Here is a 25,033-nt window from a genome sequence, read left to right on the forward strand (position 1 = left end):
ATTTTACGTAAAATTTTACACAAAGAGCGACAATGGTAACTTTTACAAAAGATGAAATTTATACAGCAACTGAAGTGGTTAGAAATTTTAGTTCAGTGCTCTCTCGTGTGGGAGCTAATGAATTAAAAAGAGCGGTCATTGTTAAAAATAATAAATTTGAAGCAGTGCTTTTAAATATGGAAGAGTATGAGCGCCTTTGCGAAGCAGTGAGCGTGCTTGAGAGCATTTACGCTGCTAAAAAGAGAGAAAACGATGGCGAGTAGGGCGGTAAAGTACGGCTCAGACGAGTATGAGATCAGCTACGAAGTAGTAAATCCAAAATGCAAAAAAATAGTGCTTTTCTTGCACGGCTGGGGTGCTAATAAAGAGATAATGAAAAAGGCTTTTGGGCACTATCTAAACGAGCTTTGCCATGTCTATATCGACATGCCAGGCTTTGGTAAAAGCTCCATTACTGATCCATTAAAAACAAGTGATTACGCAAAAATCGTTGAAAATTTCTGTGATGAGCTTGGCATAAAGCCAGATATTATCGTAGGTCATAGCTTTGGTGGCAAGATCGCAACGCTTCTAAAGCCGCCATATCTTGTGCTTTTAAGCTCAGCTGGCATAATTGTCAAAAAGCCATTTATCGTGCGCGCAAAGATCACTATTTTTAAAATTTTTAAGCTTTTTGGATTTGGAAAATTTTATAAACTCTTTGCCACAAAAGATGTGAGCGGCATGAGCAGAGTGATGTATGAAACCCTAAAAAACGTAGTTGATGAGGATTTTACGAAGCATTTTGCCAACTTTAGTGGTAAGGCTTTAATATTTTGGGGAGAAAATGACAAGGCAACGCCTATAACAAGTGGAGAGAGCATACATAAGCTCATAAAAAATAGTTCATTTTTCCCGCTTAGGGGCGATCACTTTTTCTTTTTGCTTCACGCTAAATTTATAAGTGACGAGATAGAAAAAGGGATAAATTTTGAGCCAAATGAAGCAAAAAATGTCGTGCTTGACGATGAGAGCGGTATCGAGGAGATAAGATGAGTATATTTTTAAGCATAAGCACAGTTTTATTTATCTTTGCGCTCGCTTTTTATGTGATTACTTGCTTTCAGTGGTTTTCATATAGGCCTGAGCGCGTACTCTTTCACTTCACAAAGCCCGCTTGGCACGTCTTTTTCTTTATTGTGCCGTTGGTGCTTTTTTACACGACTGGCAAGTGGTTTTTTATCTATTTTTACTTTGCTCTTTTGCCAGCTCTTTATCTTTGGCACAAAAAACTTGATAAAAAGCTAGTCTTTACCGCCAGGATCAAGCACTTTTTTGTGATCCTTGCTTGCGCTATCATCTTAAACTACGCTTTAAATTTTATCATCCACAAGGCGTTTTTGGCTCCGATGCCACTTTTTGTCTTGGTTGTGAGCCTATTTTTTAGTGAAATTTTAGAAAAGATAAAATTTCAAGGATTTAAAAACAAGGCGCTTAAAAAACTCGGCGCAAACAAAGAGCTAAAGATAATCCTAATCACCGCAAGCTACGGCAAAACTAGCATCAAAAATTTCCTCTTTGAAATTTTAAAAGATAGCTTCGTCTGCTACAAGACGCCTCGCAGCGTAAATACAATGGCTGGCATAATTAAAGACATCAATGAAAACTTAAGCGAGCAAACGCAAATTTACATCGCTGAGGCAGGTGCTAGGCTAAAGGGCGACATTTTAGAAATCACAAAAATTCTAAACCCGCAAATCGTCATCGTAGGTGAGATCGGCGCGCAACACATTGAGTATTTTAAAACGCTTGATAATATCCGCTCTACCAAGCTTGAAGCACTTCAAAGCACTCGTTTGCAGATGGCATTTTTACATAGTTCGACAAAAAAAGAGCCAAGCCAAAATATAGAAATTTATGATGAAAGTCTAAAAGATATCAATGCAAATTTAGATGGAATTTCGTTTACGCTTGGTGACAAGAGTTACGCCTCGCCGCTACTTGGCAAATTTAACGCTACAAATTTAGCCGTTTGCATCAAGGTGGCAAAATACCTAAAAATGGGCGATGAGGCGGTAGATAGAGCGCTATCTAAGATGAAAAACGTAGAGCACCGCCTAAGCAAGATCGAGGCTGGTGGCAAGCTGATAATTGATGATAGCTTTAATGGAAATTTCTCAGGCATGAGTGCAAGCTACGAGCTTGTAAGCACCTACGCTGGCAGAAAAGTGCTGCTAACACCTGGTATCGTCGAGAGCGATGCAGAGCAAAATGCAAATTTAGCCAAGGTGATAAATGAAATTTTTGACCTTGTTATCATCACAAGCTCGCTAAACGCCGAAGTTTTACTAAAGTACATCGTAAAGCCAAAGATCATCATCTTAAAGGATAAAAATAAAATGCAAGAAATTCTAGCTCAAAATACGCGTGCTGGCGATCTTATACTATTTTCAAACGATGCACCGAGCTTTATATGAAAAAGATAGTTTTTTTAATCCTAGCTTTAAATTTAGCATTTGGCTTTGACATCGATGATTATGACAGAGGTATTGAGGCGCTAAATGCTGGAGATTACGCAACTGCGTATGAAATTTTTTATGATGGCTGTGAGCAAAAAGATGTGCTTTCGTGCGAGGCTTTGGGCGATATGTTTGTAAATGAAGAGATAAATGAGCAAATGGATAGTGATCTAAAAAAGCACTCAAATATCGAGCTTGGCGTGAGTTATTATATGAAAAGCTGCGACCTTGGCTACCAAAATGCTTGTGATGACGTGATGAGCTTAAGGGACGATTTAAACATAAGCCTACCAGCTGGTGTTTATGAAAATGCCAAAGCAAGGTACGATGAGATAAGGCAAGAAGACGAAAAAGAAGAAGCCTTAAGCGAGCAAAATGCAACTTTGCAAAAATAAATTCTCTAGTTTTAGACTAAATTTACTTTTAGCGTATGCTCTTTTAGGCTTGCTGGAATTTTGCCATTTTCAAGCTCGACCAGTTCGCTAACTCTTAAAATATAAAAATCCTGCAAGCTTCTGTTTGCAAATTTTTCAAGCTTTTTTGAAAGCGTGTCAAACATATAAAACTCAGCCTCATTGCTAGCTAGTAAAAAATCAGCCCCGCTATCAAACGCATTAAAAATAATCTTACTTGCAAGTGCAAATGCAAGCTTTTCGTTTGCTTTTAAAAGTTCAAATCCACAAGGAAATTTATTGTTTAGATTTATAAAATTTGCTCTAAATTTATCTAAAATTTCAGGGATTTTATTGCTTACGGCTATTTTGAATTCTTTAAATTTATCCAAGCTCTTTATTTTTTCAAGCTCATTTTTTGAGGTTTCATCCTCTTTTATCCCTAAAATTTCTTTAAAAAACCTAATCGCTTCGGTATAAATTTCGCTTCCGCTAAAGATAAAATCATCAATCTTGCAAGCTATTAAAATACCATTTTCATTGTTGATAAGCCTCATGATCTCATCATTTTTTTCTTTTTTATAAAGATGATGAGCTAGTATGATGGCCGCTGCACCTATAAAATTTGGCTCGTATTCTCTCACAAAATCAGCATAAAAATATGGCTTTAAGCTTGCATAAAATTCTTTGTCTGCTTGATCACAAAATTTCTCAAATGGTTTAAATTTCTTCCAAAAGTCATCATCATTTATCTCAAGATCTAAAACCGCTCGTTTTTCATCAAGTGGCGAAATCACAAGCTCGTCTGCAAATTTCTCATATAAATTCTCTAATGGTTCAGCAGTGCTCACTACGACATCATTTACTTTCACAAAGCCAGTTGTTGGCTGAAAATACGGATCAATCTTTTTAATATGCAAAAATAGCTCGTCAAGGTTTGCGTAATCTAAAATTTCTAAAAAATATGGTTTAAAATACGACAAAATATCCTTTTTTGCATTAAATCTAAAAATTTCTATTTTTTGCATTTGGCTCCTTTTTTGGCTTATTTTATCCTAAAATTAAAAGGAGTTTCATTATAATGGCCCGATGGATAAAGAAAATTTTACGATTGAATGCTTTGGTAACGCTTATATTGGCGATGATGCGGCTGTGCTTGGCAAGCAGGTCTTTAGCAAGGATATTTTTGCTGAAAACTCGCACTTTAAGCATGGCTGGCTAAGCCTTGAAGAGATCGGCTACAAGGCGATGATCGTAAATTTTTCAGATACGATCGTGATGAATGCTAGGCCAAAATTTGCGCTTCTTGGACTTAGCTTGCCAAAGAATTTTTCGCCGCAGCAAATCAAAGAGCTAAGTAGTGGCATAAACAGAGCTTGCGAGGAGTTTGGTGTAAAGATAATCGGTGGCGACACGATAAGTAGTAAAATTTTAAATATAAGCGTTAGTGTAATTGGCGAGCTAAATGGCAAAGCTGTGCTTAGAAAAAATGCAAAATACGGAGATCTGGTGGCTTTTACTGGTGAGCTTGGAGGTAGCAAAAATGGGCTAAATTCGCTTCTGAGGCTAGCTAAAATTTCAAAAAACTCACGATTTAAAAAGCCTATTTTAAGAGATAAATTTTTCTACAAGGCAGCTCATCTTATAAACTCCGCTATGGATATCTCAGATGGGCTAAATGCTGATCTTGCCAAGCTTTTAAAGGCTAGCAAAAAGGGTGCTAAATTTACAAAAGAGCTAAGTAAATTTGAGCTTAGTAGCGGCGAAGAGTATGAAATTTTATTTACTTTTAGTCCTAAAAATTTAAACGCCATCAAAAGGATCGCCACAAAAACACGGACAAAGATTAGCGTCTTTGCAAAAATTTCAAACAAAAGGTTAAAACAAAATGCAAGAAACCACCACTTTTAAGCCACTTTATGCACTCACTCATGCACCTATCGAGGCATATTTTTCTAAAAATTCAGATGATTTTGTCGTACGCGAGATACCGCTTTATGAATTTAGTGGCGATGGCGAGCACATGATCGTTGAAATTTCTAAAAAAGATATGACGACGCAGGAGGCTTTGCATGTCTTAAGCGAGGTTACAGGGGCTAAGATGCGCGACTTTGGCTACGCTGGGCTAAAGGATAAGCAGGGCATGACGACGCAGTTTATCTCGATGCCACGTAAATTTGAGAGCAATCTAGCAAACTTTAGCCACGAAAAGATGAAAATTTTAAGCCTAAATGTGCATAAAAATAAGCTTCGTATCGGACATCTAAAGGGAAATAGCTTTTTTATCCGCTTAAAAAAAGTACTACCAAGTAATGCCAAAAAGCTAGAGCAAGCATTTGTTAGCATTGATAAAATGGGCTATGCAAACTACTTTGGCTATCAGCGTTTTGGTAAATTTGGCGACAATGCCGAAACTGGGCTTGAGCTTCTTAAAAATGGGACGATAAACGGCAAAAAGAGTAAAAATGTAAAGCTAAACGACTTTTTGATCTCAGCATATCAAAGCGATCTTTTTAACCGCTGGCTTAGCAAACGCGTGGAGATTTCGAGGTTTGCGCAGGACTTTAGCCTTTCTGAGCTAGCTCAAATTTACCCGTATCTTGACGGCGCGATTTTGAAAAATTTAAAATCGCAAAAGAGATTTTTTAAGCTGATAGAGGGCGAAGTTTTGGGTCACTACCCGCACGGAAAGTGCTTTTTGTGCGAGGATTTGGACGCAGAGGGCGCGCGCTTTGACGCTAGAGATATCACTAGCTGCGGGCTGATCGCGGGCGCAAAGGCGTATGAGGCGCAGGGCGCGGCTAGGGCAGCCGAGGATCAAATTTTTGCGCAGGCAAATGAATATAAAGCTAAAATGACGGGATCTAGGCGCTTTGCGTGGTGTTATTTGGAGGATGCAAGCTATAAATACAACGAGGAAAAAGCACACTTTACGATAAATTTCACACTGCAAAAAGGCAGCTACGCGACTGTTGTGCTAGAAGAAATCTTGCATAAAAACATCTTTGAGTAGGGCAGCGGCTCGTCTTGCGAGTACTTTTAAATGATTTTTGCGTCTATGCCGGTAACTGCAAGTAGAGTATAAATTTCGCTCCGTGATAGGCTGTATTCCTTATTTTTGGACGAAATTTACTTCTTTTGTTTAGCTACGAGCATAGTGACACAGAAAACACTTAAAACCATCTCGCAAAACTTTGCCTTAACTTTTAAGTTTAAATTTCACAAATCAAAATTCACCTCGCCTGACGCTCTTTAAAAGCTGTGAGCCAAGCGGTACAAAAATACTTTACTTTATTGTTTTAAATTTAAATTTGTGGCTAAATTTATCAAATTTTTGCACCAAGATCCTTATCCTAAAATCGCTAAATTTTACCCGTAAAGCAAGATGCGCTGGCGACGCGAAACACAAGTGTTTCTAAGCTCGTTTGGATATAATGGGTTTGCAAATTTATATTTTAAAAGGATTAAAAATGGCAAATATTTTTCTTTGCTCTTACTTTGCGGAGGTTGCGAGCAAGATTAATGAAGTGGTAAATTTTCAAGGCAAAGATATTGTTTTTATAGATACTGCGGCCAAATTTGAAGAGGTAAATTTCTACGTCGGCGAAGCGGTGGAAATTTTAGAAAATTTTGGTGCGAAGCTAAGACGCCTTGACGTCTCTTGCGCCAAGAATTCGGCGGCACTAGTATCTAGCCAAGATGAGCTATCTTGTGAAGATGAAATTTTATCTGCCATTAGTCAGTGTGATATCATTTACGTTAGCGGTGGAAATACATTTTATCTTCTTAGTGAGTTACGAAAGTCGCATGCTGCACAAGCCATCAAAGATGCAGTTCAAGCAGGGAAAATTTATATTGGCGAGTCAGCAGGTGCGGTCGTAGCGGCACCAGATACGAGATATGCTACGCTTATGGATGAAAATAGCGTAAACGTGAGTGATTTTACAGGCTTAAATTTGGTGGATTTTTTCATAGTGCCACACTTTGGTTGCGAACCTTTTACGCAGGCCACGCACGAGATAATGCAGAAATTTGGGAACTTGTACGATTTACGACCTATAAATAATGCTGAATTTATTGCGCTTTGAGATAATTTTATATGCTTTTTAACAAAACATACGCTAAATATTTACTCAAAGCACTATATCTGCCTGCGAATCTACCTTGTAAATAAAACATAAAGTTAAAAGCCTAAAGCTTTTAAAGCTAGAAATTTAAGCCAAAGCCGCTATAATTTCGCTCTGGCACGGTAAGCGATCGCTTTTGTTTTTACAAAAGAGGAAAGTCCGAGCTGCGATAAGACAAGGTTCCATCTAACGGATGGCTAGGGAAACCTAAGGGATAGTGTAACAGAAAGTAGACTTCCGCTTCGGCGGTAAAGGTGAAACGGCGGAGTAAGAGCCCACCGGCACGCTTGGTAACTTGCGTGGCCATATAAACCCAACCTGCAGCAAGAAGGGATGGTTTTGGTCTTATATTAAAACCCTTCGCTAGAGCTTGTTTGTAAAAGCAAGCGTAGATAAATGATCGCTCAAGACAGAACTCGGCTTAACGCCGTGCCTTTAAATTTATAAAAATTGATTAGTTTGTTACGTATTTTTGAGCTTTTTGTAGTTTTATAAGCTCATTTTGGATGTGCGAAGACTTGCTTTTTAAAAGCTCTATTGCACCGCCAATTAGTGCTTGTGCTTCCTGTGCTGAAGCTAGGCTTGTAAACATATCCTCACTAAAATTTTGTGATAAAGCAGCTATCTTGCTCGTGTCTTCGTTTATCAATGCTAATTTAAACTCATTAATCCAACTATTCACCTGAAGTTACCTCTCTCCATGCTTCAGATAGTTGCTTTACGACATTGGTTACTTCATTTAAGGCTGCGACATCGTTTTGTATATTTGCCATAGCAAGAAGCTGCATCTGTCTTGTATAAAGGCCGCTAAGATAGTGGGCTACGTCGCCTTGAGAATAATCAAGCGAATTTAAAAGCTCAACAAAAATAGCGTTTGTTCTATTAATATAATAAACTTTTTTCTCTATATCTCCAGCTTCTATCGCCTTTTTTGTACGAAATATAAATTTTAAAATTCCGTCATAAAGCATTTCTATTAATTTAGTTGGGGACTCAATGCCCCCAAAACTAGACTGTGCGTATGCACTATATGCACTTTGATTCATCTTTCTCTCTTATTTTCTGCTATTTATCTCTGCATCGATCATTGATTTTAGTGTTGAGAACTGATTTTCTAAGCTTGCGATGATAGCGTTATACTTGATAAAGCGCTCTTGCATTGTTGTATATTTTTCATCTAAAAGCTTTTGTGTGCTCTCTTTGTTTTTTGTGATCGACTCATTTTCATCTTTTAATTGATTTTGCATAGCAACCATCGTACCACTTTTGCCAACGACACCATCAAGCATTTTAGCTAGCTTTGTAAATAGCCCATCTGTCTTTTTGGTTACTGGATTTATAGTGGCTTCATTCATACCTAGAGCTGTTAAGGCTGAATTTTTACCTTTTACCTCGATATTTTCACCATCGCTTCTTTTTAAGACGATTCTTTTGCCACTTTTATCAAGACTAGCTGTAACTCCAGTTATACCAGCATCATTTATAGCTTGTTGAAGTTTTAGTGCGTTCTCTTCGGCTGTGGCTGTGGCAGTAGTTGAGAATGTAACTGACTTGCCGTTTATCGTAAGATCACCAGCTTTTATGTCTAGTGCTCCAACGCTAACAGTCGATGCTCCCATATAGCTTATTGGCTCGATCTTGCTTGATCCCATGAAAAATTTCTGAATCTCTTCAGGATCTTTGCTAAGAGCTGCATTTAGCTTATTTAGATCAAGCTGAAGTTGTCCGTCTTTATCAGGCACTATGCCATATTTGCTTAATGCTTTACCTTCACTATCTTGTCCATTTACTAGACGACCAATGTTTGATCTTAAGCTTGAAATTTCGCTAACGCCTTGGAAAGTACCAGCTCCTTTTTCCTCGTCATATTTTGTGGCTATACCAAGGTTCATGGTCATTAGGTTGTAGTCTTTGATAAATTCTTCAACAGCTTTTATTACCTCTTTTGTATCCTGAGAGACGCTTACGTTTGTTTTGCCAGTTTCATTTAATGTAATAGAAATTCCCGGTCTTAAGTCGTTAAAGGTATTTTTGCTTCTTTTTACATTTACTCCGTTATATGTAAATTCCGCATCTTGTGCCTTTAAAATTCTATTTTTTTCAAAATTTGATGTCATCTTTGGTGTGCCATCAGGATTTGTTAGTAGAGTGCCATTTGCATCTTTATCCTGAAACTGCGTACTATCCCAGCCAAGCTTATCTAAAACACCAGCCGTATCATTTGAAAATTTAATAGTCTGTGTTGCGCCAGTATTGCCTGATTGAAGCATGATTTGATTTGGTTTATCTCCGCCAACGTTTAAAATTCTAGCTTGTAATTTGCCACGACTAATATCATTTATCTTGTCTACAATATCTTGATATGTGGTTGATCTAGTTACGCTAATAGAAAATTTTTGTCCATCGATCTCAACGTCAAAAGAGCCGTTGCTTGTCGCACCTACTAAGTTTGAAGCGTTTTTGAAATTTGAGCTTTGAAATGTGTCTTTTTGAGCAAGTTTTTGCACATCGATACTAAAATTTTGCACGCTAACGCCATTTGCTGCTGAGGCTGTTACGCTTTTGCCAGCATTATTTGTAGTTCTTTTTAGATAAAGTGCCTCTCCGCCAAGTGTTTTGCCACTTACGTTTACGTTGCTAACTAGAGTTTTTAGCGCTGCAAGGTCTTTTTGCTTTAGGTCATTTCTTTCTAGCCTTTTTGTTAAAGGCTTGATCTGTCCTGCTTCATCTGCTTCTTTTAGCTTTTTGATAAGATCGTCATTTAGTCCGCTATTTTTTGTACCGATGCCTAAATTTGTTACATTACCTACTGCCATTTTTAACTCTCCTTGTCAAAAAGTATTCCAATACTTTCTTTGAAATACTCACTTATTCTTATAGCTTCTTTGCTCGGAAGTTGTGTTATCTCTTCGCCAGTTTTAGCATCTTTTACTTGCACGACCATTAAATTTAGCTTCTCGTTGTAAGCAAATCTTACATTAGTATCGAGTTGCTGCATTTGATAGTTTAGTCTGTCAGTGACCTCTCTTGTTCTTTTGGCAAGCTCTTCGTTGCTAAGTCCGTCTAGCTCGTTAATGTCTTTTGTTTCATTATTTTTATCAGCACTTAATTTAACATCAGAATGCTCGATAGGTCTGCTGTCTATTTGACGTTGAGCGGATGTGCTCATGCTCGTATCTAGTACCTGATTTGCTGCTGCCTTAAAGATTTCCATAGTTTTACTCCTTAAAACTTACGTTAGCTTCTACATCGGTAAAATTTTAAAATCCTTTAGTGTTTATATAAATTTTTGATTATTTAGGCTAAAATCGAGCAAAAATTTATAGGAAGAGATATGAAAATTTCATTTGAGTGCGAGTGTATTTTACTTCAAAAGACACTGCTGCTTTTTTGTGGAAATTTGGCTGCTCATCATAAGGATTGTGATTTTGTAGTGAGTGACCGCGAGATTGCGACAAAAAAACCACTATTTATAATAGGTAAAAACGCTCATCTTTCTCATCCTTTTACCAAGACAATACTTCTTGATACACTTGAAGAATTTTACTCAGCTATGCAAATTTCAAAAGCAAATGAGCTAAATGAAGCTAAAAATGAAAAGGGCTTAGAAGAAAAAATTTCAATTTTAATAGATGAATTTAAAGCCAATCTTCTTGAAATTCTAAGGGCAAATCAGTGAAGCTTTACACTAAAATCTCAAGTGGTAAATTTAAAGGCAAAAGGCTTGAGCTACCAAGTCTAAGCACGACTAGAAGCACAAAAAGCATCGTAAAAGAGTCCTTTTTTAATGTCATCAGAGATGAAATTTACTCGCTTACATTTATAGAGGGCTTTGGCGGAAGCGGCGTGATGGCAAGCGAGGCCGTTAGCAACGGAGCACGTGAAGCTATCGCTATCGAAAAAGATAGAGCCGCTTTTAAGATCACGCAAAGCAATCTTGCAAGCCTAGAGTGCTCAAATTTAAAAGCGATAAATGGTGACAGCTTTTCTGTCTTGCCCGATATTGTAAATTCTCAAAGTGGTAAAGTCTTGCTCTACCTTGATCCGCCATTTGACATAAGAGCTGGCTTTGATGATATCTACGAAAAGCTTGTAAATTTAATCTCACAGCTAAAAAAAGAGAAAATTTATATGATAGTTTTTGAGCACAACAGTGATTTTAAATTTAGCGATGAAATTTCTACATATAAGCTTGTAAAATTTAAAAAATTTGGAGCTACTTCGCTCTCTTACTTCCAATAATTTATAAAAATTTGGAACATCTTTTGCTTTAAAAACCTAAAATAGCTAAATTTTAGGAAAAAATATGAAAAAAATTTTATCTTTTGTAGCAGCTTCAGTGATAGCTACTTCAGCCTTTGCTACGCAGATAAAAGAGCTTGCAAGCATAGTTGGCGTAAGAGATAATCAGCTAATAGGCTACGGCCTAGTGGTTGGGCTAAATGGCACAGGTGATGGCTCAACGTCAAAATTTACGATCCAGTCTTTATCAAACATGCTTCAAGGTGTAAACGTAAAGATAAATCCAGATGATATCAAGTCAAAAAATGCAGCTGCTGTTATGGTAACAGCTAAGCTTCCTGCATTTGCAAGGCATGGTGATAAACTCGATGTCGTGATCTCATCTATCGGCGATGCAAAAAGTTTGCAAGGCGGCACTCTTCTCATGACGCCACTAAAAGGCGTTGATGGTGATATTTACGCTTTGGCTCAGGGTGCTTTAAGCATCGGCGGAAAAAGCATGGGTAGATCAGGTGGCAACCACCCAACCGTTGGCTCTATCCTAAATGGAGCTTTGGTCGAGCGAGAAGTGACTTATGATATTTACAATCAAGATAGCATAAGACTAAGCCTAAAAGATACAAATTTTAAAACTGCTCTTGATATCCAAAATGCTATAAATGCAAATATCTCTGATGATGCCGCAAAGGCGATCGATCCAAGAACGGTTATCGTTAAAAAGCCAGATGATGTTAGCATTATCGAGCTTGCAAGCGCTGTGCTTGATCTTGATGTGGAGTATAAGCCAGATGAAAAGATAGTGGTTGATGAGAGAACTGGCACGATAGTAAGTGGCATAAATGCCGTAGTTAGCCCAGTTGTCTTAACGCATGGTGCAATCACAATAAAAATAGAGCCAAATAGCTATGACGAGGCAGCGCAAAATGATGTAAATATAGGAAGCGATACGTCGGTCGCACCTAGTCAAAATTTACTTAAAATTTCAGGTGAAAAAACAACCGTTGCAAATGTAACAAGAGCTTTAAATAAGCTTGGGGCAACACCAAGCGATATCATATCGATACTTGAAAATTTAAAGCGAGTTGGTGCGATACAGGTTGATTTGGAGATAATATAATGCAAATAGACAACACCTTAGCGTTAAATTCATACAATGAAATTTCTACAAATAAGATAAAAAACGCAAATGCCAAACAAGATACACTTTTAAAAGAGCAAACTGATGCATTTGAGGCATATATGGTAAAGGCTGTGCTTGATATTGCTTTAAAAGAAGATGAGCACAACTCGCCATATCCAAAGGCTGCTGGTAGCGATATTTATAGGTCGATGTATAACGATGCAATGAGTAAAGCATTGAGTGGAAATCTTGGTTTTTCAGAACTTTTGTACGATTTTTTAAAGAGAGACTCTTAAGTAAATTTATATTCTGCCGATGTAGTGATATAAACATTTTATTTTAAGAGGTATGAATATGATAAGGCCTTTGAATCAAAGACCAAATTTTCAGGCAAATACGCTAAATAAAAATAGCGATGCCAAGGTCGAAGCTCAGAGTAAAGAAGTAAGAACAAACGAAAACGCAAAGCTAAAAGAGATAGCTGATGCCATAGCAAATGGCACTTATCAGGTTGATATCTCAAAAACGGCTAGGGCTGTGGCTGATGCGTTGCTGTAATTAAGGAATTTAAATGATAAAAAAGCTTTTGGACGAGGCTATAGGCGAGCTTGATGAGCTTATAAATTTAACCATACAAGATATCGCAAATATAAAAGAGGCTAAGCACTCAAGCGTTGATGAGAGTGTAAAGAAAAAAAATGCCTTAGTTCGTGCATTTGAAGATACCAAAAGAGCACTAGATAAAGAGCTTTTAAAGGTATCAAAAGAGAGCGGTACGACTACACTTGCTAGTGTTTTAGACGATGAAGTGAAGTCAAAGCTTGTACTTATGCGTTCAAAGCTTGAAAATTTACATAAAGTAAATAAAGAATATGCAAGACATGTTGTTGCTGTTAAAGAATTTTTTGACTCACTTAATGAAAAAATTTTTGGCACTAAAGCAAGTGAGTACGGCCAAGATGGAAACAGCATAGATAATAATTTTTATAAATCAAGGGTTTAAAAAATGGCTAATATCTTTATGTCATTAGGCACGGGTGTTTCGGGGCTAAATGCAGCCCAGCTTCAAATAAGTACAACCGGAAATAATATCGCAAACGCTGATAGCAACTACTATACAAGGCAGCGTGTTGTCCAGTCTGCTTCTCCAGCGATGAATACAGTACCTGGCGGAGTTGGCACAGGCACACAAGTAGATACTATAACAAGGCTTCATGATGAGTTTGCCTACTCAAGACTAAAATACTCATCGTCAAATTTAGAAAACACAGCCTATAAACAAAGAATTTTGCAAGAAGCTACAAAATATTTTCCTGACCTAAAAGATAATGGAATGGTGAAGGATATTCAGGAGTATTTTTCCGCGTGGAATAACTTTGCTTCAAACCCTAATGCAGGTGCTCAGAAAGTAAATTTGATAAATAAAGCAAGTGTATTGACTGCAAGTATCAACCGCTCATCAAAGATGCTTTATGATATGCATGAAAAGATTGATGAAACGATAAAAATAAATATAAAAGAGATAAATTCGCTAGGCAGACAAATAGCAAATATTAATAAGCAAATCCAAAGAATAGAATCAGGTGCAGACGCTGGTATAAAAATAAATGCAAATGATCTTCGTGATAAACGTGATGAGCTTGAGCTTGCTATGTCAAAGCTGGTAAATACAGCAGTTTATAAAAGCGATCTAAAGAGCAATTCTAGGGTAGATACAGGAATAACAGATCAAGGAAAATACTATAATCTAAACATAGGTGGTGTAAGTATCGTTGATGGTGTAAATTTTCATGAAATTTCTATGAGTTCAACTGAAAGCGGAAGATATACAAAAATTTATTATGAAAGAGAAGATGGCAGAAGAATCCCAATGGAAGAAAAGATCACAGGTGGTAAAATCGGAGCTGCACTTGATCTTAGGGGTCGAAACTACGAGCCAGATAATGATAGATTTAGTGACGGAACGATCCAAAAATACATTGATAATCTAAATACATTTAGTAAAACCTTGATAACAAGCACAAATAATATCTATGCTGAGTCTGCAGTTGAAATTTCTAACTCAGATCCGATAAGTTATTTAGAAGGCGATAAAACGTTGATGAATCATGATAATAGTATAAGAAACGGAAGTTTTGAAGCTATTGTTTATGATAACAAAGGTAATGTCGTTGCCAGAAAAACTATAAATGTAAATGGCACGACGACGATGAATGATACAAGATATGGTAACTCTATCGTCAAAGACTTTAACTCAAACTCAGATGACAATAAAGACAATAATATGCTAAATGACGTTGATGACTTTTTCGAGGCGTCATATTTTTATGATAAGAATACAAAAAAAGGCACATTTTCTCTCATTCCAAAACAGGCTCAAGGGCTTTATAGCATATCAATAGTCGATCACGGCACAAATTTTCCAGGCGCTGTTGGCATAAATAGATTTTTTTCAGGTACTGACTCAAATAGTATCGGCATAAATCAAAATTTTACCCAAGACCACACAAAGCTTCGTGCCTACTCAAAGCCAGTTATCGGAAATAATGAAGTTGCAAATAAAATGATCCAGCTTCAGTATCAAAAGCAGACCTTTTACTCAAGTGGTATAGCGCTTGATAGAGATGAGACGATCGAGGGATATTACCGCTATCTTACGACTGACATGGCGAGTGATACAGAGGCAAATAATACGATCCACGATACAAATACATCTTTGCAAAAGACAGCTGAAGAGGAATTTCAATCAACAAGTGGCGTAGATACGAACGAAGAGCTTACGAATTTGATCCGTTTTCAAGCAAGTTACGGCGCAGCAGCAAAGATCATTACGACAGTTGATCAAATGCTTGACACGCTTCTTTCATTAAAACAATGAGCAAACTAAAGAGCCTTTTAGACTCGCACGTACTTAGTAAAAATACAAATCTGGGGCTGTTTGAAGCCCCAGATCCACTTCAAGTAGCTACTAAATTTAAAGAGCCAAACATAGCGCTCATTTGTGCGTTATTTGCTTATGGCAACGCAAAAATGATAGTGAAATTTCTAAATTCGCTTGATTTTGGTTTGCTTGATGAGAGCGAGCAAAATATCAAGAAAAATTTATCAAATTTTAAATACCGCTTTCAAAATGAAAATGATGTAAAAGAAATTTTTATCACTCTCTCACGCCTTAAAAAAGAGGGCGAGATAGAAGAAATTTTACGCCAAGGTCTTGCAAAAAATGGCGAGATGATAGAGGGCGTAAATGAGCTTATAAAATTTATATATAAGCTAAATTCTTACCGCTCTGACGGATATGAGTTTTTCTTTGGTAAGAGTTTTGATAAAGAGCCACAAAGTCCATATAAACGCTATAATATGTATCTTCGCTGGATGGTAAGGGATAGTGATATTGACCTTGGACTGTTTAAAAATTTACCAAAAGATAGGCTTTTGATGCCACTTGACGTGCATACGCATAGAGTTTCTTTAAATTTAGGACTTATAAACAGAAAGAGCTACGATTTCAAAGCAGTCATGGATCTTACAAAAAAACTTAGAGAATTTGATGAGTTTGATCCGATAAAATACGACTTTGCACTTTATAGAATAGGGCAGAGCAAAGAGCTAGAAACTATCGTAAAAAATCTCAAAAAATAAAAATTATTGCTAAATTTTTAAATTTAGGGTAGACTTGCCATACAATTTTATCCATAAGGAGCTTGTATGAAAAAAATCGTTTTACTAAGTGCAGTGTTAGGAACTTTGCTTTTTGCTCACGAAGGCCATCACTTTGATCCAAAGGCTGGAGAGCATCTAGTTATACCTGTTAATGAGCTAAGCGAAAAGGGCGATAAGAGTGTTGGCGAAGTAGTAGCTGTTAAGACAAACTACGGCGTTGCGTTTTTTCCAAATTTAAAAGGTCTTCCTGCAGGACTTCACGGCTTCCACGTTCATCAAAATGCTGATTGTGGTGCGACTGAAAAAGGTCTTGGCATGAAAGCAGGCGGTCACTGGGATCCAGCTGAAACAAAGATGCACTCATTTGCATGGGACGATAAGGGTCACAAAGGCGATCTACCAGCACTTTACGTAGATGCCGAGGGCAATGCAAACTACCCAGTGCTAGCTCCAAAGATAAAAAATCTTGACGAGCTAAAAGGTCACTCACTAATGGTTCACGTCGGTGGTGACAACCACAGCGACAATCCAAAAGCACTTGGCGGTGGCGGTGCTAGAATGCTTTGTGGCGTTATTAAGTAATCACTTTAATAAACGAGTCTTTGAGCTAGATCCAAAGGCTCGTTAAAATTTATAAATTTTAAAAATCTCTCATTTCAAATATAAAAATTTTACAAAAAGATAAGTACAAATAAATTACAATCTGCTTTTATTTCAATTATCAAAAGAGCAAAAAATGGAATTTGATCTACTTAGCTATGTCGTTTTTTTTATAGCTGCGTTTTTAGGTGGTTTTATCGATTCTATCGCTGGTGGAGGTGGGCTTATAACGCTTCCAGCTATTATGGCGATGGGAGTGCCACCACATCTTGCACTTGGCACAAATAAGCTCCAAGGAGTTTTTGGTAGCTTTACGGCGACTCTAAATTTCACAAAACGGGGATTAATTAATTATAAAGAGTGCTTTGTAGGCATCGTTTTTACTTTCATTGGAGCTATCATTGGAGCGGTGGTTATCTTATTTTTAAATACAAATTTTTTAAAGATAATTATCCCATTTTTACTGATTGCTATTTTTATCTACACCCTTTTTATGCCAAAAGTCGGCGAAAATGATAGAGCCGCAAAGATGAATGAAAAGCTATTTTATGTAGTTTTTGGACTAATACTTGGCTTTTATGATGGTTTTTTTGGCCCAGGAACAGGCTCTTTTTGGACATTTGCGATAGTGGCATTAATTGGGCTAAATTTAAAAAAGGCTGTCGCTCATACAAAACTCTTAAATTTTACTAGTAATATCGTTGCTCTTGGCATTTTTATAGCTGGTGGACAGATGCTTTGGGTTGTTGGACTTTTGATGGCAGTTGGTCAAATTTTAGGCGCATATTTTGGATCAAATCTTGTCATTAAAAAAGAGGTTAAATTTATTAGAACAATGTTTTTAGTGGTAGTTGCAGTGACTATTTGTAAATTGATTTTCGATTATTTCAGAGTTTAAAATTAAAAATGTTTTAACAATAATTTTGTTACAATCACGCAAAATTCTAAATCCAAGGTAAATTAATGAAAGATTTGTTTTTGTTTTCAAATTTTCTAAACAACTCCCACGCCTTTATCTATGCATTTCACTTTCTACTTGTAGCTTTGATTGTTATCATAGTTGCTTATATAGCAAGGAGTAAGATGCAGCTTGTACCAAGAGGTCTTCAAAATATAGTTGAAGCTTATTTAGAGGGCGTTATATCGATGGGAAGAGATACTTTAGGCAGTGAAAAACTAGCTAGGAAGTATCTTCCACTTGTTGCAACTATCGGTTTTATCGTATTTTTTTCAAATGTTGTAGGTATTATTCCTGGATTTGAGTCACCAACATCAAGTCTAAATTTAACTCTAGTTTTGGCTTTAGTTGTATTTGTTTATTACAACTTTGAGGGCATTAGAGAAAATGGATTTTTCAAATACTTTGGACACTTTATGGGACCGAATAAATTTCTAGCTCCTATTATGTTTCCAGTTGAAGTCATCTCGCATCTTTCACGTGTAGTTTCGCTATCTTTCCGTCTTTTTGGTAACATCAAGGGCGATGACTTGTTCTTGCTAGCGATGCTTACACTTGCACCTTGGTTTGCTCCACTTCCAGCTTTCGCACTTCTAACGCTTATGGCTGTTTTGCAAACATTTATTTTCATGATGCTAACTTACGTTTATCTAGCTGGTGCCGTTGCTATTAGCGAGCACGAGCATTAAAATTTAAAGCCATATTTTTATATGGCTTTTCTCTTTTTAAAACTACTTAAATTTTTAAATCACATTCTTTATTTTTCCAGTTAAAACGCTCATTTTTAGATATTTTAAAAGAAAGTATCGCTAAAATATGCCTTAAAAATTTGCATAAATTTAAAGGTAAAAATATGTTCGAAGTTGTTATCGGTTTAGAAGTTCACACTCAGCTTAATACAAAAACTAAAATTTTCTGCTCTTGCTCAACTAGCTTCGGCGATGAGGCAAACACTCACGTTTGCCCAACTTGCCTAGCACTTCCTGGAGCGCTACCTGTGCTAAACAAAGAGGCTGTAAAAAAGGCTATCAGTTTTGGCACAGCGATAAATGCTAAGATCAATAAAAAATCAGTCTTTAATAGAAAAAACTACTTCTATCCAGACCTTCCAAAGGCATATCAAATTTCACAGTTTGAGATACCTATCGTAGAAGGTGGCGAGCTAATAATCGACGTAAATGGTACTAAAAAACGCATCGGCGTAACCAGAGCACACCTTGAAGAGGACGCTGGAAAGAATATCCATGAAGAAACTGAGAGTTTGGTTGATCTAAACAGAGCCGGCACACCGCTTCTTGAGATAGTTAGCGAGCCAGACCTTAGAAGTAGCGACGAGGCGGTGGCTTATCTTAAAAAACTACACTCGATCCTTCGCTTTTTAAATATCAGCGACGCAAATATGCAGGAAGGTAGCTTTCGCTGCGACGCAAACGTCTCTATCCGTCCAAAAGGTGACACCAAGCTTTATACAAGGGTTGAGATAAAAAACCTAAACTCATTTAAATTTATCCAAAAAGCGATTGACTACGAAGTAGAGCGCCAAAGCGCAGCTTGGGAAGATGGCAAATACGACCAAGAAGTCTATCAAGAGACAAGGCTGTTTGACACGACAAATTTAGTGACAAGATCGATGCGTGGCAAAGAGGATAGTGCGGAGTATAGATACTTCCCTGATCCTGACTTGCTGCCTGTTGAAGTGTCGGAGCAGATGTATGAAGAAGCGATAAAAATTCCAGAGCTTGCCGAACAAAAGGTAGCAAGATACGTTAGCGAGCTAGGCGTAAAAGAGAGTGATGCGCTAAATTTAACTCAAAGTGTTGAGATGGCTAGATATTTTGAAGAGCTGATCGCTGCTGGAATTCAGCCTAAACTTGCTACTACTTGGCTCATAGTCGAGCTTCTTGGCCGCTTAAATAACGGCGTAACGATCGAGACTAGCCCAGTTAATAGTACCAAAATGATAAATTTACTAAAACGTATAGAAGATGACACGATAAGCGGCAAGGCTGCAAAAGAGGTTCTAGACTACCTAATGGAAAACGACGCGGACGTTGATAGTGTCATCGAAAAGCTTGGCTTAAAACAAGTGAGCGACGACTCAGCTATCATCACAATCATAGATCAAATTTTAGCTGCAAACGCCGACAAGGTCGAAGAGTATAAAAACGGCAAGGATAAGATGTTTGGCTTCTTTGTCGGTCAGGTGATGAAAGAGGGCAAGGGTGCCTTTAACCCAGGCAAGGTTAACGAGCTTTTAAAGGCCAAAATAGGCTAAAAAGGGCTAAAATGAGCATAGCAGTCATCGGAGCTGGCAAGTGGGGCAGTGCGCTTTTTCACGCTTTTGGTGAAAATAACGAGTGCGTCATCAGCTCAAGAACGCCAAGAGAGATGCCAAATTTTGTAAGCTTGAATGAAGCTTTGGAGTGCGAATATCTAGTCTGCACGATCCCAACTCAAGCCACAAATTTATGGCTAAAGCAAAACTACAAAAACAAAGGTCAAAAGATCTTAGTCGCCAGCAAGGGCATAGATACGGCAAATCTTAAATTTTTAAATGAAATTTACGAGAATTTTGTTGATAGTGAAAATTTAGCCTTTCTTTCAGGGCCAACCTTTGCAAAAGAGATCATGCAAAAGCTACCTTGCGCCTTGGTGGTAAATTCTAAAAATGAAAATTTAGCTTCAAAATTTGCCTCATTTTTCCCAAGCTACATGAAAGCATACACCTCTGATGACGTGATCGGTGCTGAAGTGTGCGGAGCCTATAAAAACGTGATCGCCATAGCTGGTGGCATCTGCGACGGTCTTGGCCTTGGCAACAACGCAAGGGCTAGTCTCATTTCACGTGGGCTTGTTGAGATGGCTAGATTTGGCAAATTTTTTGGCGCAAAAGATGAGACATTTATGGGGCTAAGCGGCGCAGGGGATCTGTTTTTAACTGCCTCATCGATACTTTCACGCAACTACCGCGTAGGCCTTGGCATCGCAAGGCACGAGAGATTAGAAAAAATTTTAAATGAGCTTGGCGAGGTGGCCGAGGGCGTCGATACTGCAAGGGCTATTAGCAAGATCGCCAAAGAAAAGGGCATATATGTACCTATCGCTAGTGAGGTTGAAAATATGCTAAATGGCAAAGACGTTTTTGAGAGCGTAAAATCGCTTTTGGGAAGAAGATGAGAGCTTTTAAATTTATACTTTTTGTGGCTATTTTTGCTCTGGAGCTAAGCGGCGCAGAAGTTAGCCTAAGAGCTAAGGTCTCGCAGATGATAATGGTTGGTTTTAACGGAGCTAGCACAAAGGACGCTGCGTTTCGTGCGATGCTAAGTGACGCTGGATATGAGAGGTTTGGCGGTGTAATGCTACTTGGCAGAAACGTTACCAACAAAGCCCAGCTAAAATCTAGCATAAAAGCAATCAAAGTAAAAAGTCCTAAAATTTTTATCGCTATCGACGAAGAGGGTGGCAATGTAAGCCGCATGAAGGATAAGAGCTTTGACGGCCCATATCCTAGCGCATATGAGGTCGCAAGTACGCTTGATATCAAAAGCGCATACGATCTCTACTCAAAAATGGCTATAAATTTAAAGGAGTGTGGCATAAATTTAAATTTCGCCCCAGTGGTAGATATACACGACGAAAACTCGCCGATAATTGCTGCTAAGCAAAGGGCGTTTAGCGAGTATGCAAGCAAGGTAGTGATCTACGCTGATGCCTTTATGGACGCATTTAAAGAGCAGGGCATCCTAACGACACTTAAGCACTTTCCAGGGCATGGCAGCTCAAAAGAGGACTCACATAAAAATAAGAGCGAGGTCACGCTAAGCAAAGATGCGCTGCTGCCATATAAAGACGCTATAAGCACGGGTAGAGCGCAGATCATCATGGTCGGACATCTTTTTGTAAAAGGCATCGACGAGGACAACCCAGCCACACTTTCTAAAAAAATAATAACCGATCTTTTACGAAATGAGCTTAAATTTAATGGCGTGGTTATCAGCGATGATATGCTGATGAAAGGCGTTGGCGACGAAGCTTTAGCGCAAAAAGTGATGAAATTTATAAACGCTGGTGGCGACATCTTACTCTTTAGCGAGTTTAAGATAAATAACCAAAGAACAGCCGATTTAGTCACTCAGATCATAATTGACGCGGTAAATGAGAAAAAGATCAGCAAAGAGCGGATAGATGCATCATATAAGAGGATAATGGCTCTAAAGGCGAAACTTTAAAATATTTGATATTTTTTGGGTGTAAGATTAGATATTTTTTGATCTCCTAAAATACTTTAGGAGAAAAGTGTTCATATAATATTATTCCGCTTTTGCACTCTATATCTGATAGTAATAAAGTTAGCATTTCTTTTTCATGTTCGTTAATCGCTTGTTTATATTCGTCTATATTGTTGCCATTTATACATGCTGACATCAATATCAGTTTTAGGCTTTGTATTATTATATTTGGATATGTAGTTCGCTTTGCTGATGGGGCAAGATTAGAAAATTTAGAGTTACCAGAAGTTGTAACAAGCGCTAAGTTACCAAAAGAGTTCAAAATTTTGCCATCATTCATGCGCTCTATACTATCTCCAGAAGGATTTTGTGGGTAAAAATGCTCGATAGAGTCTCTAAATTTAAATTCCCACTCTTTTAAATTTTTTAAATTTACATTGCCAACCGCTTTAAAAGCATTTTGTAATTTTTTCTTGATTTTATTATCTTGAGCGCTAACTATACACTCTCTATATAAAATATAATCAAGATAAGCAAGGATTATTCTCTCACATATAGGATAAGAGGTGCTTTTTTCTAGCGCATTTTTTACCTTCTCTCTTGCATACTTTTCTAAAATTTCTTGCATACCATTTGCTGTTTTATTTTCATTAAGTTGTTTAATGAGCGTAAATATCCACTCCATAGCGCGCGGTGAGGTGTATGTTATGCGCAAACAAGATTGCAAAGCGACAACTAGCTTGTTGTCATCGAGCGTATCCACATAACTAAATGTAACTTTGTTGTTGGAGTATTTTTTGAGCATTTTTAGCGACCATTTTTCGTCGTCATTTTCATCGGTTTTTATAATAAATTTATCAAATAAAAGTCTAAATTTTAAAAGGTTATAGATAAAATTTTTGGCATTTTCACTATTATTGAAGTGTTTTTTTAAATTATCAATCAATTTTTTATCATAAAGCAGCTCATTTGTACTGCTACTGCTTGTATTATTGCTCATAGTCGCATTTACTTGCAAAAGAAAATTTGGGAAATTTATAATAGATGAAAACCTTTCATTTTCGTTTTCATTTTGTGTTGTTTTTTCAGAAGTTAAATTTTTATTTTCTAAAATTTTGTTCAATGGCTCTTCTTTGGCATTATTGTTATTTTCAATAGAAATTTCAAAAAGTTCGCTTTCATTACAAATTTTATTCCAGTCATTGCCAAAAATTTGTTCTCTTAGATTCTTTTCAAAGCTCATCTGCACGTATCTATCCATGTCCGCACAAGCATCCCAAACCAATGCAGCTATTTTTCTGTCTTTTTCTTCTAAAATTTCTAAAATTTTTGCCTTTGCGATCTGATGAGCTTCAAGTTGCTCGCCTCTTGTGTTCATTATCTCAAAAAAATGATTTAGATCGGCATCATTTGGGACTGGTACGCGTAGAAGTTTGGCATTTAAAATTTTACTTTTAAAACTCTCGTCTTTTTTATTTTCCGAAAAATATTTTTCTATAATTTTAAACCCATCTACTATTTCAGTAGACGGCAAATCAGCACATTTATCATCATCGCAAATTTTTTCTAGCGTTTCGTTTGACTTTTGTCTAGCTTCAAATTTAAGTTCACCTTTTATGTCGTGCTTAAGATATCTTAGTATCAAAAATAGAGTTGTGAGTCTTTGTTGCCCATCTATAACTTCAAAAACACCATCTTTTTGCTTAACAACCAAACTCCCTATAAAATACCCATCATCATTACTTTTAATATCATCTAAAAGCATCCCTATCTCATAACTTTTCCAAGCGTAGTTACGCTGATATATTGGTATCAGATACTTGCTTTCAAAAATTTTTTCTACACTAAATTTTAGATCATCCGTTTTGCTCATTTTTAACCTCCAATCTATTTTTTATATCATCATATCCACCAACAATGGACTCAATATCACATAGCTCAACGCTGTAAATTTCATCTGGCGATCTCATGTGAGATATTTTTTCAAATAAATTTAATCCGTTATTTTCATCTTGATATCCAAGTGCATATTTGTTTATGCTCTCTAGATATACGGCCTGTTTTGCCAAACGCAAGGTATAAACGTATCTATAAAAAAATGCGCAAATATTTTCGCTAAGCTCATCAAAGCCAAATCTATCAACAAATGCCATTATAAAGCATTCAAAAAGTCTTACTATATATTTATCACCTCTCTTTTTCCTAGGCATGGCGTTGTCATCATATTTTGCTTCTACAAATTTCTTTATTTTATGGCAAAGGTTTAGATAGTGAGCTGTAAAGTAAAAAAAGTGTTTTCCACTTAACAAATCTTGAGTGAGTAAAAATTTAATACTATTTTTAGAGCTAAAAATATAAGCAAAATCATCACTTTTTTCTAAAAAAGTTACCGCTGCTTTATTAAATTTAGTCACATTATATAGCGAAGTATGGTCTATGCCTTTAAAAATATCTATGTGGTTTTTAGAATAATACAATCCGCTCTCTCTACGTTGCCATCTAATAATAGGGAACAAAAAATCGCTAAAAATTTCTTTTATATCATTGCTATTTTCGTTTTCCCAAGCTGATATTATCTGTACTTTTTTATTCTTGTCGGTATCAGCCATGTGCCTTAGATGATACGCTTTTAGTAGATCGTGTATCTCTAATGCTTTACCTCTGGTGTTTTGAGAGTCAAAGTAGTTAAATGCATCTAATTGATTATCTACAACGATTTCAACCATGGTACATTTTTCTAAGATAAAATTTTTAAAATTTACTTTTGCGTCATCTCTTAATAGCCCCACTCTTTGCTTTAAAATTTTATGATTGTTTGTGATACTGTTATAGGAGAGAGGATTAAAAGTTTGCTTCAATAACGGCAAATTTTCTTCTCCTAGTAATTTTAGTAGTATTGTAAGCGTAGTAAGTCTTTGTTGCCCATCGACAATATTATAATTTTCAGCTTCTTGATGCAATATAACAGAGCCTATACGGTACTCGTTTTTGTTATTTTCGTATTCTTTAAAAATATCATTAAAAAGCTCAAGAGTCGATTTAGTACTCCATGTATACGGACGTTGATAACTTGGTATTTTTAAATTTTTACTAAATATTTCAGAGAGATTTTTGATATTCGCTTTCATGTTCTATCCTCTTAAATTTTCTGCATTATGGCACAATTGATTTTTTATCTTAGTGTCTTAAATCTTTTTAAAAACA

General features: G+C 36.8%; 28 protein-coding genes and 1 other RNA gene. 22 read left to right on the forward strand and 7 right to left on the reverse strand.

What is annotated here, in order from left to right; all coding sequences use genetic code 11:
• Positions 1-32: 32 nt before the first annotated feature.
• The 4 genes from CVT13_RS00125 to CVT13_RS00140 are packed head-to-tail and all read left to right on the forward strand — an operon-like array spanning position 33 to position 2,893.
• Complete coding sequence (locus CVT13_RS00125) at positions 33-263, forward strand: type II toxin-antitoxin system Phd/YefM family antitoxin (RefSeq protein WP_087584583.1); 231 nt, start codon at positions 33-35, stop codon at positions 261-263.
• The gene (locus CVT13_RS00130; protein ID WP_107811164.1) at positions 253-1,035 is read left to right on the forward strand and encodes an alpha/beta fold hydrolase; all 783 of its coding nucleotides are present in this window, start codon (positions 253-255) and stop codon (positions 1,033-1,035) included. Before CVT13_RS00125 ends, CVT13_RS00130 begins: the two co-directional genes overlap by 11 nt.
• On the forward strand, positions 1,032-2,456 hold the full coding sequence (locus CVT13_RS00135) for a Mur ligase family protein (RefSeq protein WP_107811165.1): 1,425 nt from the start codon (positions 1,032-1,034) through the stop codon (positions 2,454-2,456). The genes CVT13_RS00130 and CVT13_RS00135 overlap by 4 nt, the downstream gene beginning before the upstream one ends.
• Positions 2,453-2,893 (forward strand): hypothetical protein, encoded by a 441-nt coding sequence (locus CVT13_RS00140; protein WP_107811166.1) that lies wholly within the window; start codon positions 2,453-2,455, stop codon positions 2,891-2,893. The genes CVT13_RS00135 and CVT13_RS00140 overlap by 4 nt, the downstream gene beginning before the upstream one ends.
• Before the next feature lie 11 nt (positions 2,894-2,904).
• Here the strand turns inward: CVT13_RS00140 and CVT13_RS00145 are convergent, their stop codons facing one another.
• Complete coding sequence (locus CVT13_RS00145) at positions 2,905-3,918, reverse strand: hypothetical protein (RefSeq protein WP_107811167.1); 1,014 nt, start codon at positions 3,916-3,918, stop codon at positions 2,905-2,907.
• Between the two features lie 61 nt (positions 3,919-3,979).
• Here CVT13_RS00145 and CVT13_RS00150 point away from each other — a divergent pair, with 61 nt between their 5' ends.
• From CVT13_RS00150 to rnpB, 4 genes are all read left to right on the forward strand, one after another.
• A complete protein-coding gene (locus CVT13_RS00150; protein WP_107811168.1) occupies positions 3,980-4,801 on the forward strand; it encodes a thiamine-phosphate kinase in 822 nt (273 codons plus the stop codon).
• Entirely contained in the window at positions 4,779-5,903 is a 1,125-nt protein-coding gene (truD, locus tag CVT13_RS00155; protein ID WP_107811169.1) for a tRNA pseudouridine(13) synthase TruD, read from the forward strand. The genes CVT13_RS00150 and truD overlap by 23 nt, the downstream gene beginning before the upstream one ends.
• A gap of 457 nt (positions 5,904-6,360) precedes the next feature.
• A complete protein-coding gene (locus CVT13_RS00160) occupies positions 6,361-6,978 on the forward strand; it encodes a Type 1 glutamine amidotransferase-like domain-containing protein (RefSeq protein ID WP_159071091.1) in 618 nt (205 codons plus the stop codon).
• Between the two features lie 153 nt (positions 6,979-7,131).
• Positions 7,132-7,457: RNase P RNA component class A (gene rnpB, locus CVT13_RS00165), an RNA gene on the forward strand.
• A gap of 14 nt (positions 7,458-7,471) precedes the next feature.
• Here the strand turns inward: rnpB and CVT13_RS00170 are convergent.
• Genes CVT13_RS00170 through CVT13_RS00185 form a run of 4 tightly spaced genes read right to left on the reverse strand, consistent with a single transcriptional unit; the run spans position 7,472 to position 10,231 of the window.
• Positions 7,472-7,699: a hypothetical protein gene (locus CVT13_RS00170; RefSeq protein ID WP_084041079.1), complete on the reverse strand. Its 228-nt coding sequence runs from the start codon at positions 7,697-7,699 to the stop codon at positions 7,472-7,474.
• Positions 7,692-8,063 carry a flagellar export chaperone FliS gene (gene fliS, locus CVT13_RS00175; protein ID WP_072594313.1) on the reverse strand — a complete coding sequence of 124 codons (372 nt, stop codon included), beginning with the start codon at positions 8,061-8,063 and terminating at the stop codon, positions 7,692-7,694. Before fliS ends, CVT13_RS00170 begins: the two co-directional genes overlap by 8 nt.
• Before the next feature lie 9 nt (positions 8,064-8,072).
• Positions 8,073-9,833 (reverse strand): flagellar filament capping protein FliD, encoded by a 1,761-nt coding sequence (gene fliD, locus CVT13_RS00180; protein ID WP_107811171.1) that lies wholly within the window; start codon positions 9,831-9,833, stop codon positions 8,073-8,075.
• A 2-nt stretch (positions 9,834-9,835) separates the two neighbouring features.
• Entirely contained in the window at positions 9,836-10,231 is a 396-nt protein-coding gene (locus CVT13_RS00185) for a FlaG family protein (protein ID WP_072594311.1), read from the reverse strand.
• Positions 10,232-10,351: 120 nt separating this feature from the next.
• Here CVT13_RS00185 and CVT13_RS00190 point away from each other — a divergent pair, with 120 nt between their 5' ends.
• The 14 genes from CVT13_RS00190 (at position 10,352) to CVT13_RS00255 (ending at position 21,829) form a co-directional block, all read left to right on the forward strand.
• Positions 10,352-10,696, forward strand: coding sequence for an ornithine carbamoyltransferase (locus tag CVT13_RS00190; protein ID WP_107811172.1), 345 nt, complete (start codon positions 10,352-10,354; stop codon positions 10,694-10,696).
• Entirely contained in the window at positions 10,693-11,259 is a 567-nt protein-coding gene (gene rsmD / locus CVT13_RS00195; RefSeq protein ID WP_107811173.1) for a 16S rRNA (guanine(966)-N(2))-methyltransferase RsmD, read from the forward strand. Before CVT13_RS00190 ends, rsmD begins: the two co-directional genes overlap by 4 nt.
• A 64-nt stretch (positions 11,260-11,323) precedes the next feature.
• A complete protein-coding gene (locus CVT13_RS00200; protein WP_107811174.1) occupies positions 11,324-12,376 on the forward strand; it encodes a flagellar basal body P-ring protein FlgI in 1,053 nt (350 codons plus the stop codon).
• The gene (locus CVT13_RS00205) at positions 12,376-12,675 is read left to right on the forward strand and encodes a rod-binding protein (RefSeq protein ID WP_107811175.1); all 300 of its coding nucleotides are present in this window, start codon (positions 12,376-12,378) and stop codon (positions 12,673-12,675) included. The genes CVT13_RS00200 and CVT13_RS00205 overlap by 1 nt, the downstream gene beginning before the upstream one ends.
• A gap of 58 nt (positions 12,676-12,733) precedes the next feature.
• Positions 12,734-12,937, forward strand: coding sequence for a flagellar biosynthesis anti-sigma factor FlgM (locus tag CVT13_RS00210; protein WP_199907259.1), 204 nt, complete (start codon positions 12,734-12,736; stop codon positions 12,935-12,937).
• A 13-nt stretch (positions 12,938-12,950) separates the two neighbouring features.
• Positions 12,951-13,382: a flagellar export chaperone FlgN gene (gene flgN / locus CVT13_RS00215; RefSeq protein WP_021091397.1), complete on the forward strand. Its 432-nt coding sequence runs from the start codon at positions 12,951-12,953 to the stop codon at positions 13,380-13,382.
• 3 nt (positions 13,383-13,385) lie between these two features.
• A complete protein-coding gene (gene flgK / locus CVT13_RS00220) occupies positions 13,386-15,257 on the forward strand; it encodes a flagellar hook-associated protein FlgK (protein ID WP_107811176.1) in 1,872 nt (623 codons plus the stop codon).
• Positions 15,254-16,021, forward strand: a complete 768-nt coding sequence (locus tag CVT13_RS00225; protein ID WP_107811177.1) for a TIGR02757 family protein — start codon at positions 15,254-15,256, stop codon at positions 16,019-16,021. The genes flgK and CVT13_RS00225 overlap by 4 nt, the downstream gene beginning before the upstream one ends.
• Before the next feature lie 66 nt (positions 16,022-16,087).
• Positions 16,088-16,624 (forward strand): superoxide dismutase family protein, encoded by a 537-nt coding sequence (locus CVT13_RS00230; RefSeq protein WP_107811178.1) that lies wholly within the window; start codon positions 16,088-16,090, stop codon positions 16,622-16,624.
• Between the two features lie 154 nt (positions 16,625-16,778).
• Positions 16,779-17,540 (forward strand): TSUP family transporter, encoded by a 762-nt coding sequence (locus tag CVT13_RS00235; RefSeq protein WP_107811179.1) that lies wholly within the window; start codon positions 16,779-16,781, stop codon positions 17,538-17,540.
• A 65-nt stretch (positions 17,541-17,605) separates the two neighbouring features.
• A complete protein-coding gene (locus CVT13_RS00240; protein WP_103628838.1) occupies positions 17,606-18,289 on the forward strand; it encodes a F0F1 ATP synthase subunit A in 684 nt (227 codons plus the stop codon).
• A 164-nt stretch (positions 18,290-18,453) separates the two neighbouring features.
• Positions 18,454-19,875 (forward strand): Asp-tRNA(Asn)/Glu-tRNA(Gln) amidotransferase subunit GatB, encoded by a 1,422-nt coding sequence (gene gatB, locus CVT13_RS00245; RefSeq protein ID WP_107811180.1) that lies wholly within the window; start codon positions 18,454-18,456, stop codon positions 19,873-19,875.
• Between the two features lie 11 nt (positions 19,876-19,886).
• A complete protein-coding gene (locus CVT13_RS00250; RefSeq protein WP_107811181.1) occupies positions 19,887-20,777 on the forward strand; it encodes an NAD(P)H-dependent glycerol-3-phosphate dehydrogenase in 891 nt (296 codons plus the stop codon).
• The gene (locus CVT13_RS00255) at positions 20,774-21,829 is read left to right on the forward strand and encodes a glycoside hydrolase family 3 N-terminal domain-containing protein (protein ID WP_107811182.1); all 1,056 of its coding nucleotides are present in this window, start codon (positions 20,774-20,776) and stop codon (positions 21,827-21,829) included. Before CVT13_RS00250 ends, CVT13_RS00255 begins: the two co-directional genes overlap by 4 nt.
• Before the next feature lie 46 nt (positions 21,830-21,875).
• Here the strand turns inward: CVT13_RS00255 and CVT13_RS00260 are convergent, their stop codons facing one another.
• Together CVT13_RS00260 and CVT13_RS00265 are read right to left on the reverse strand one after the other, a co-directional pair.
• Entirely contained in the window at positions 21,876-23,702 is a 1,827-nt protein-coding gene (locus tag CVT13_RS00260; RefSeq protein WP_107811183.1) for a DUF262 domain-containing protein, read from the reverse strand.
• The gene (locus tag CVT13_RS00265; RefSeq protein WP_107811184.1) at positions 23,686-24,957 is read right to left on the reverse strand and encodes a DUF262 domain-containing protein; all 1,272 of its coding nucleotides are present in this window, start codon (positions 24,955-24,957) and stop codon (positions 23,686-23,688) included. The genes CVT13_RS00260 and CVT13_RS00265 overlap by 17 nt, the downstream gene beginning before the upstream one ends.
• Positions 24,958-25,033: the final 76 nt, after the last annotated feature.

Origin of the sequence: Campylobacter concisus, from assembly GCF_003049085.1 — a bacterium.
GTDB classification, from domain to species: Bacteria; Campylobacterota; Campylobacteria; order Campylobacterales; family Campylobacteraceae; genus Campylobacter_A; species Campylobacter_A concisus_H.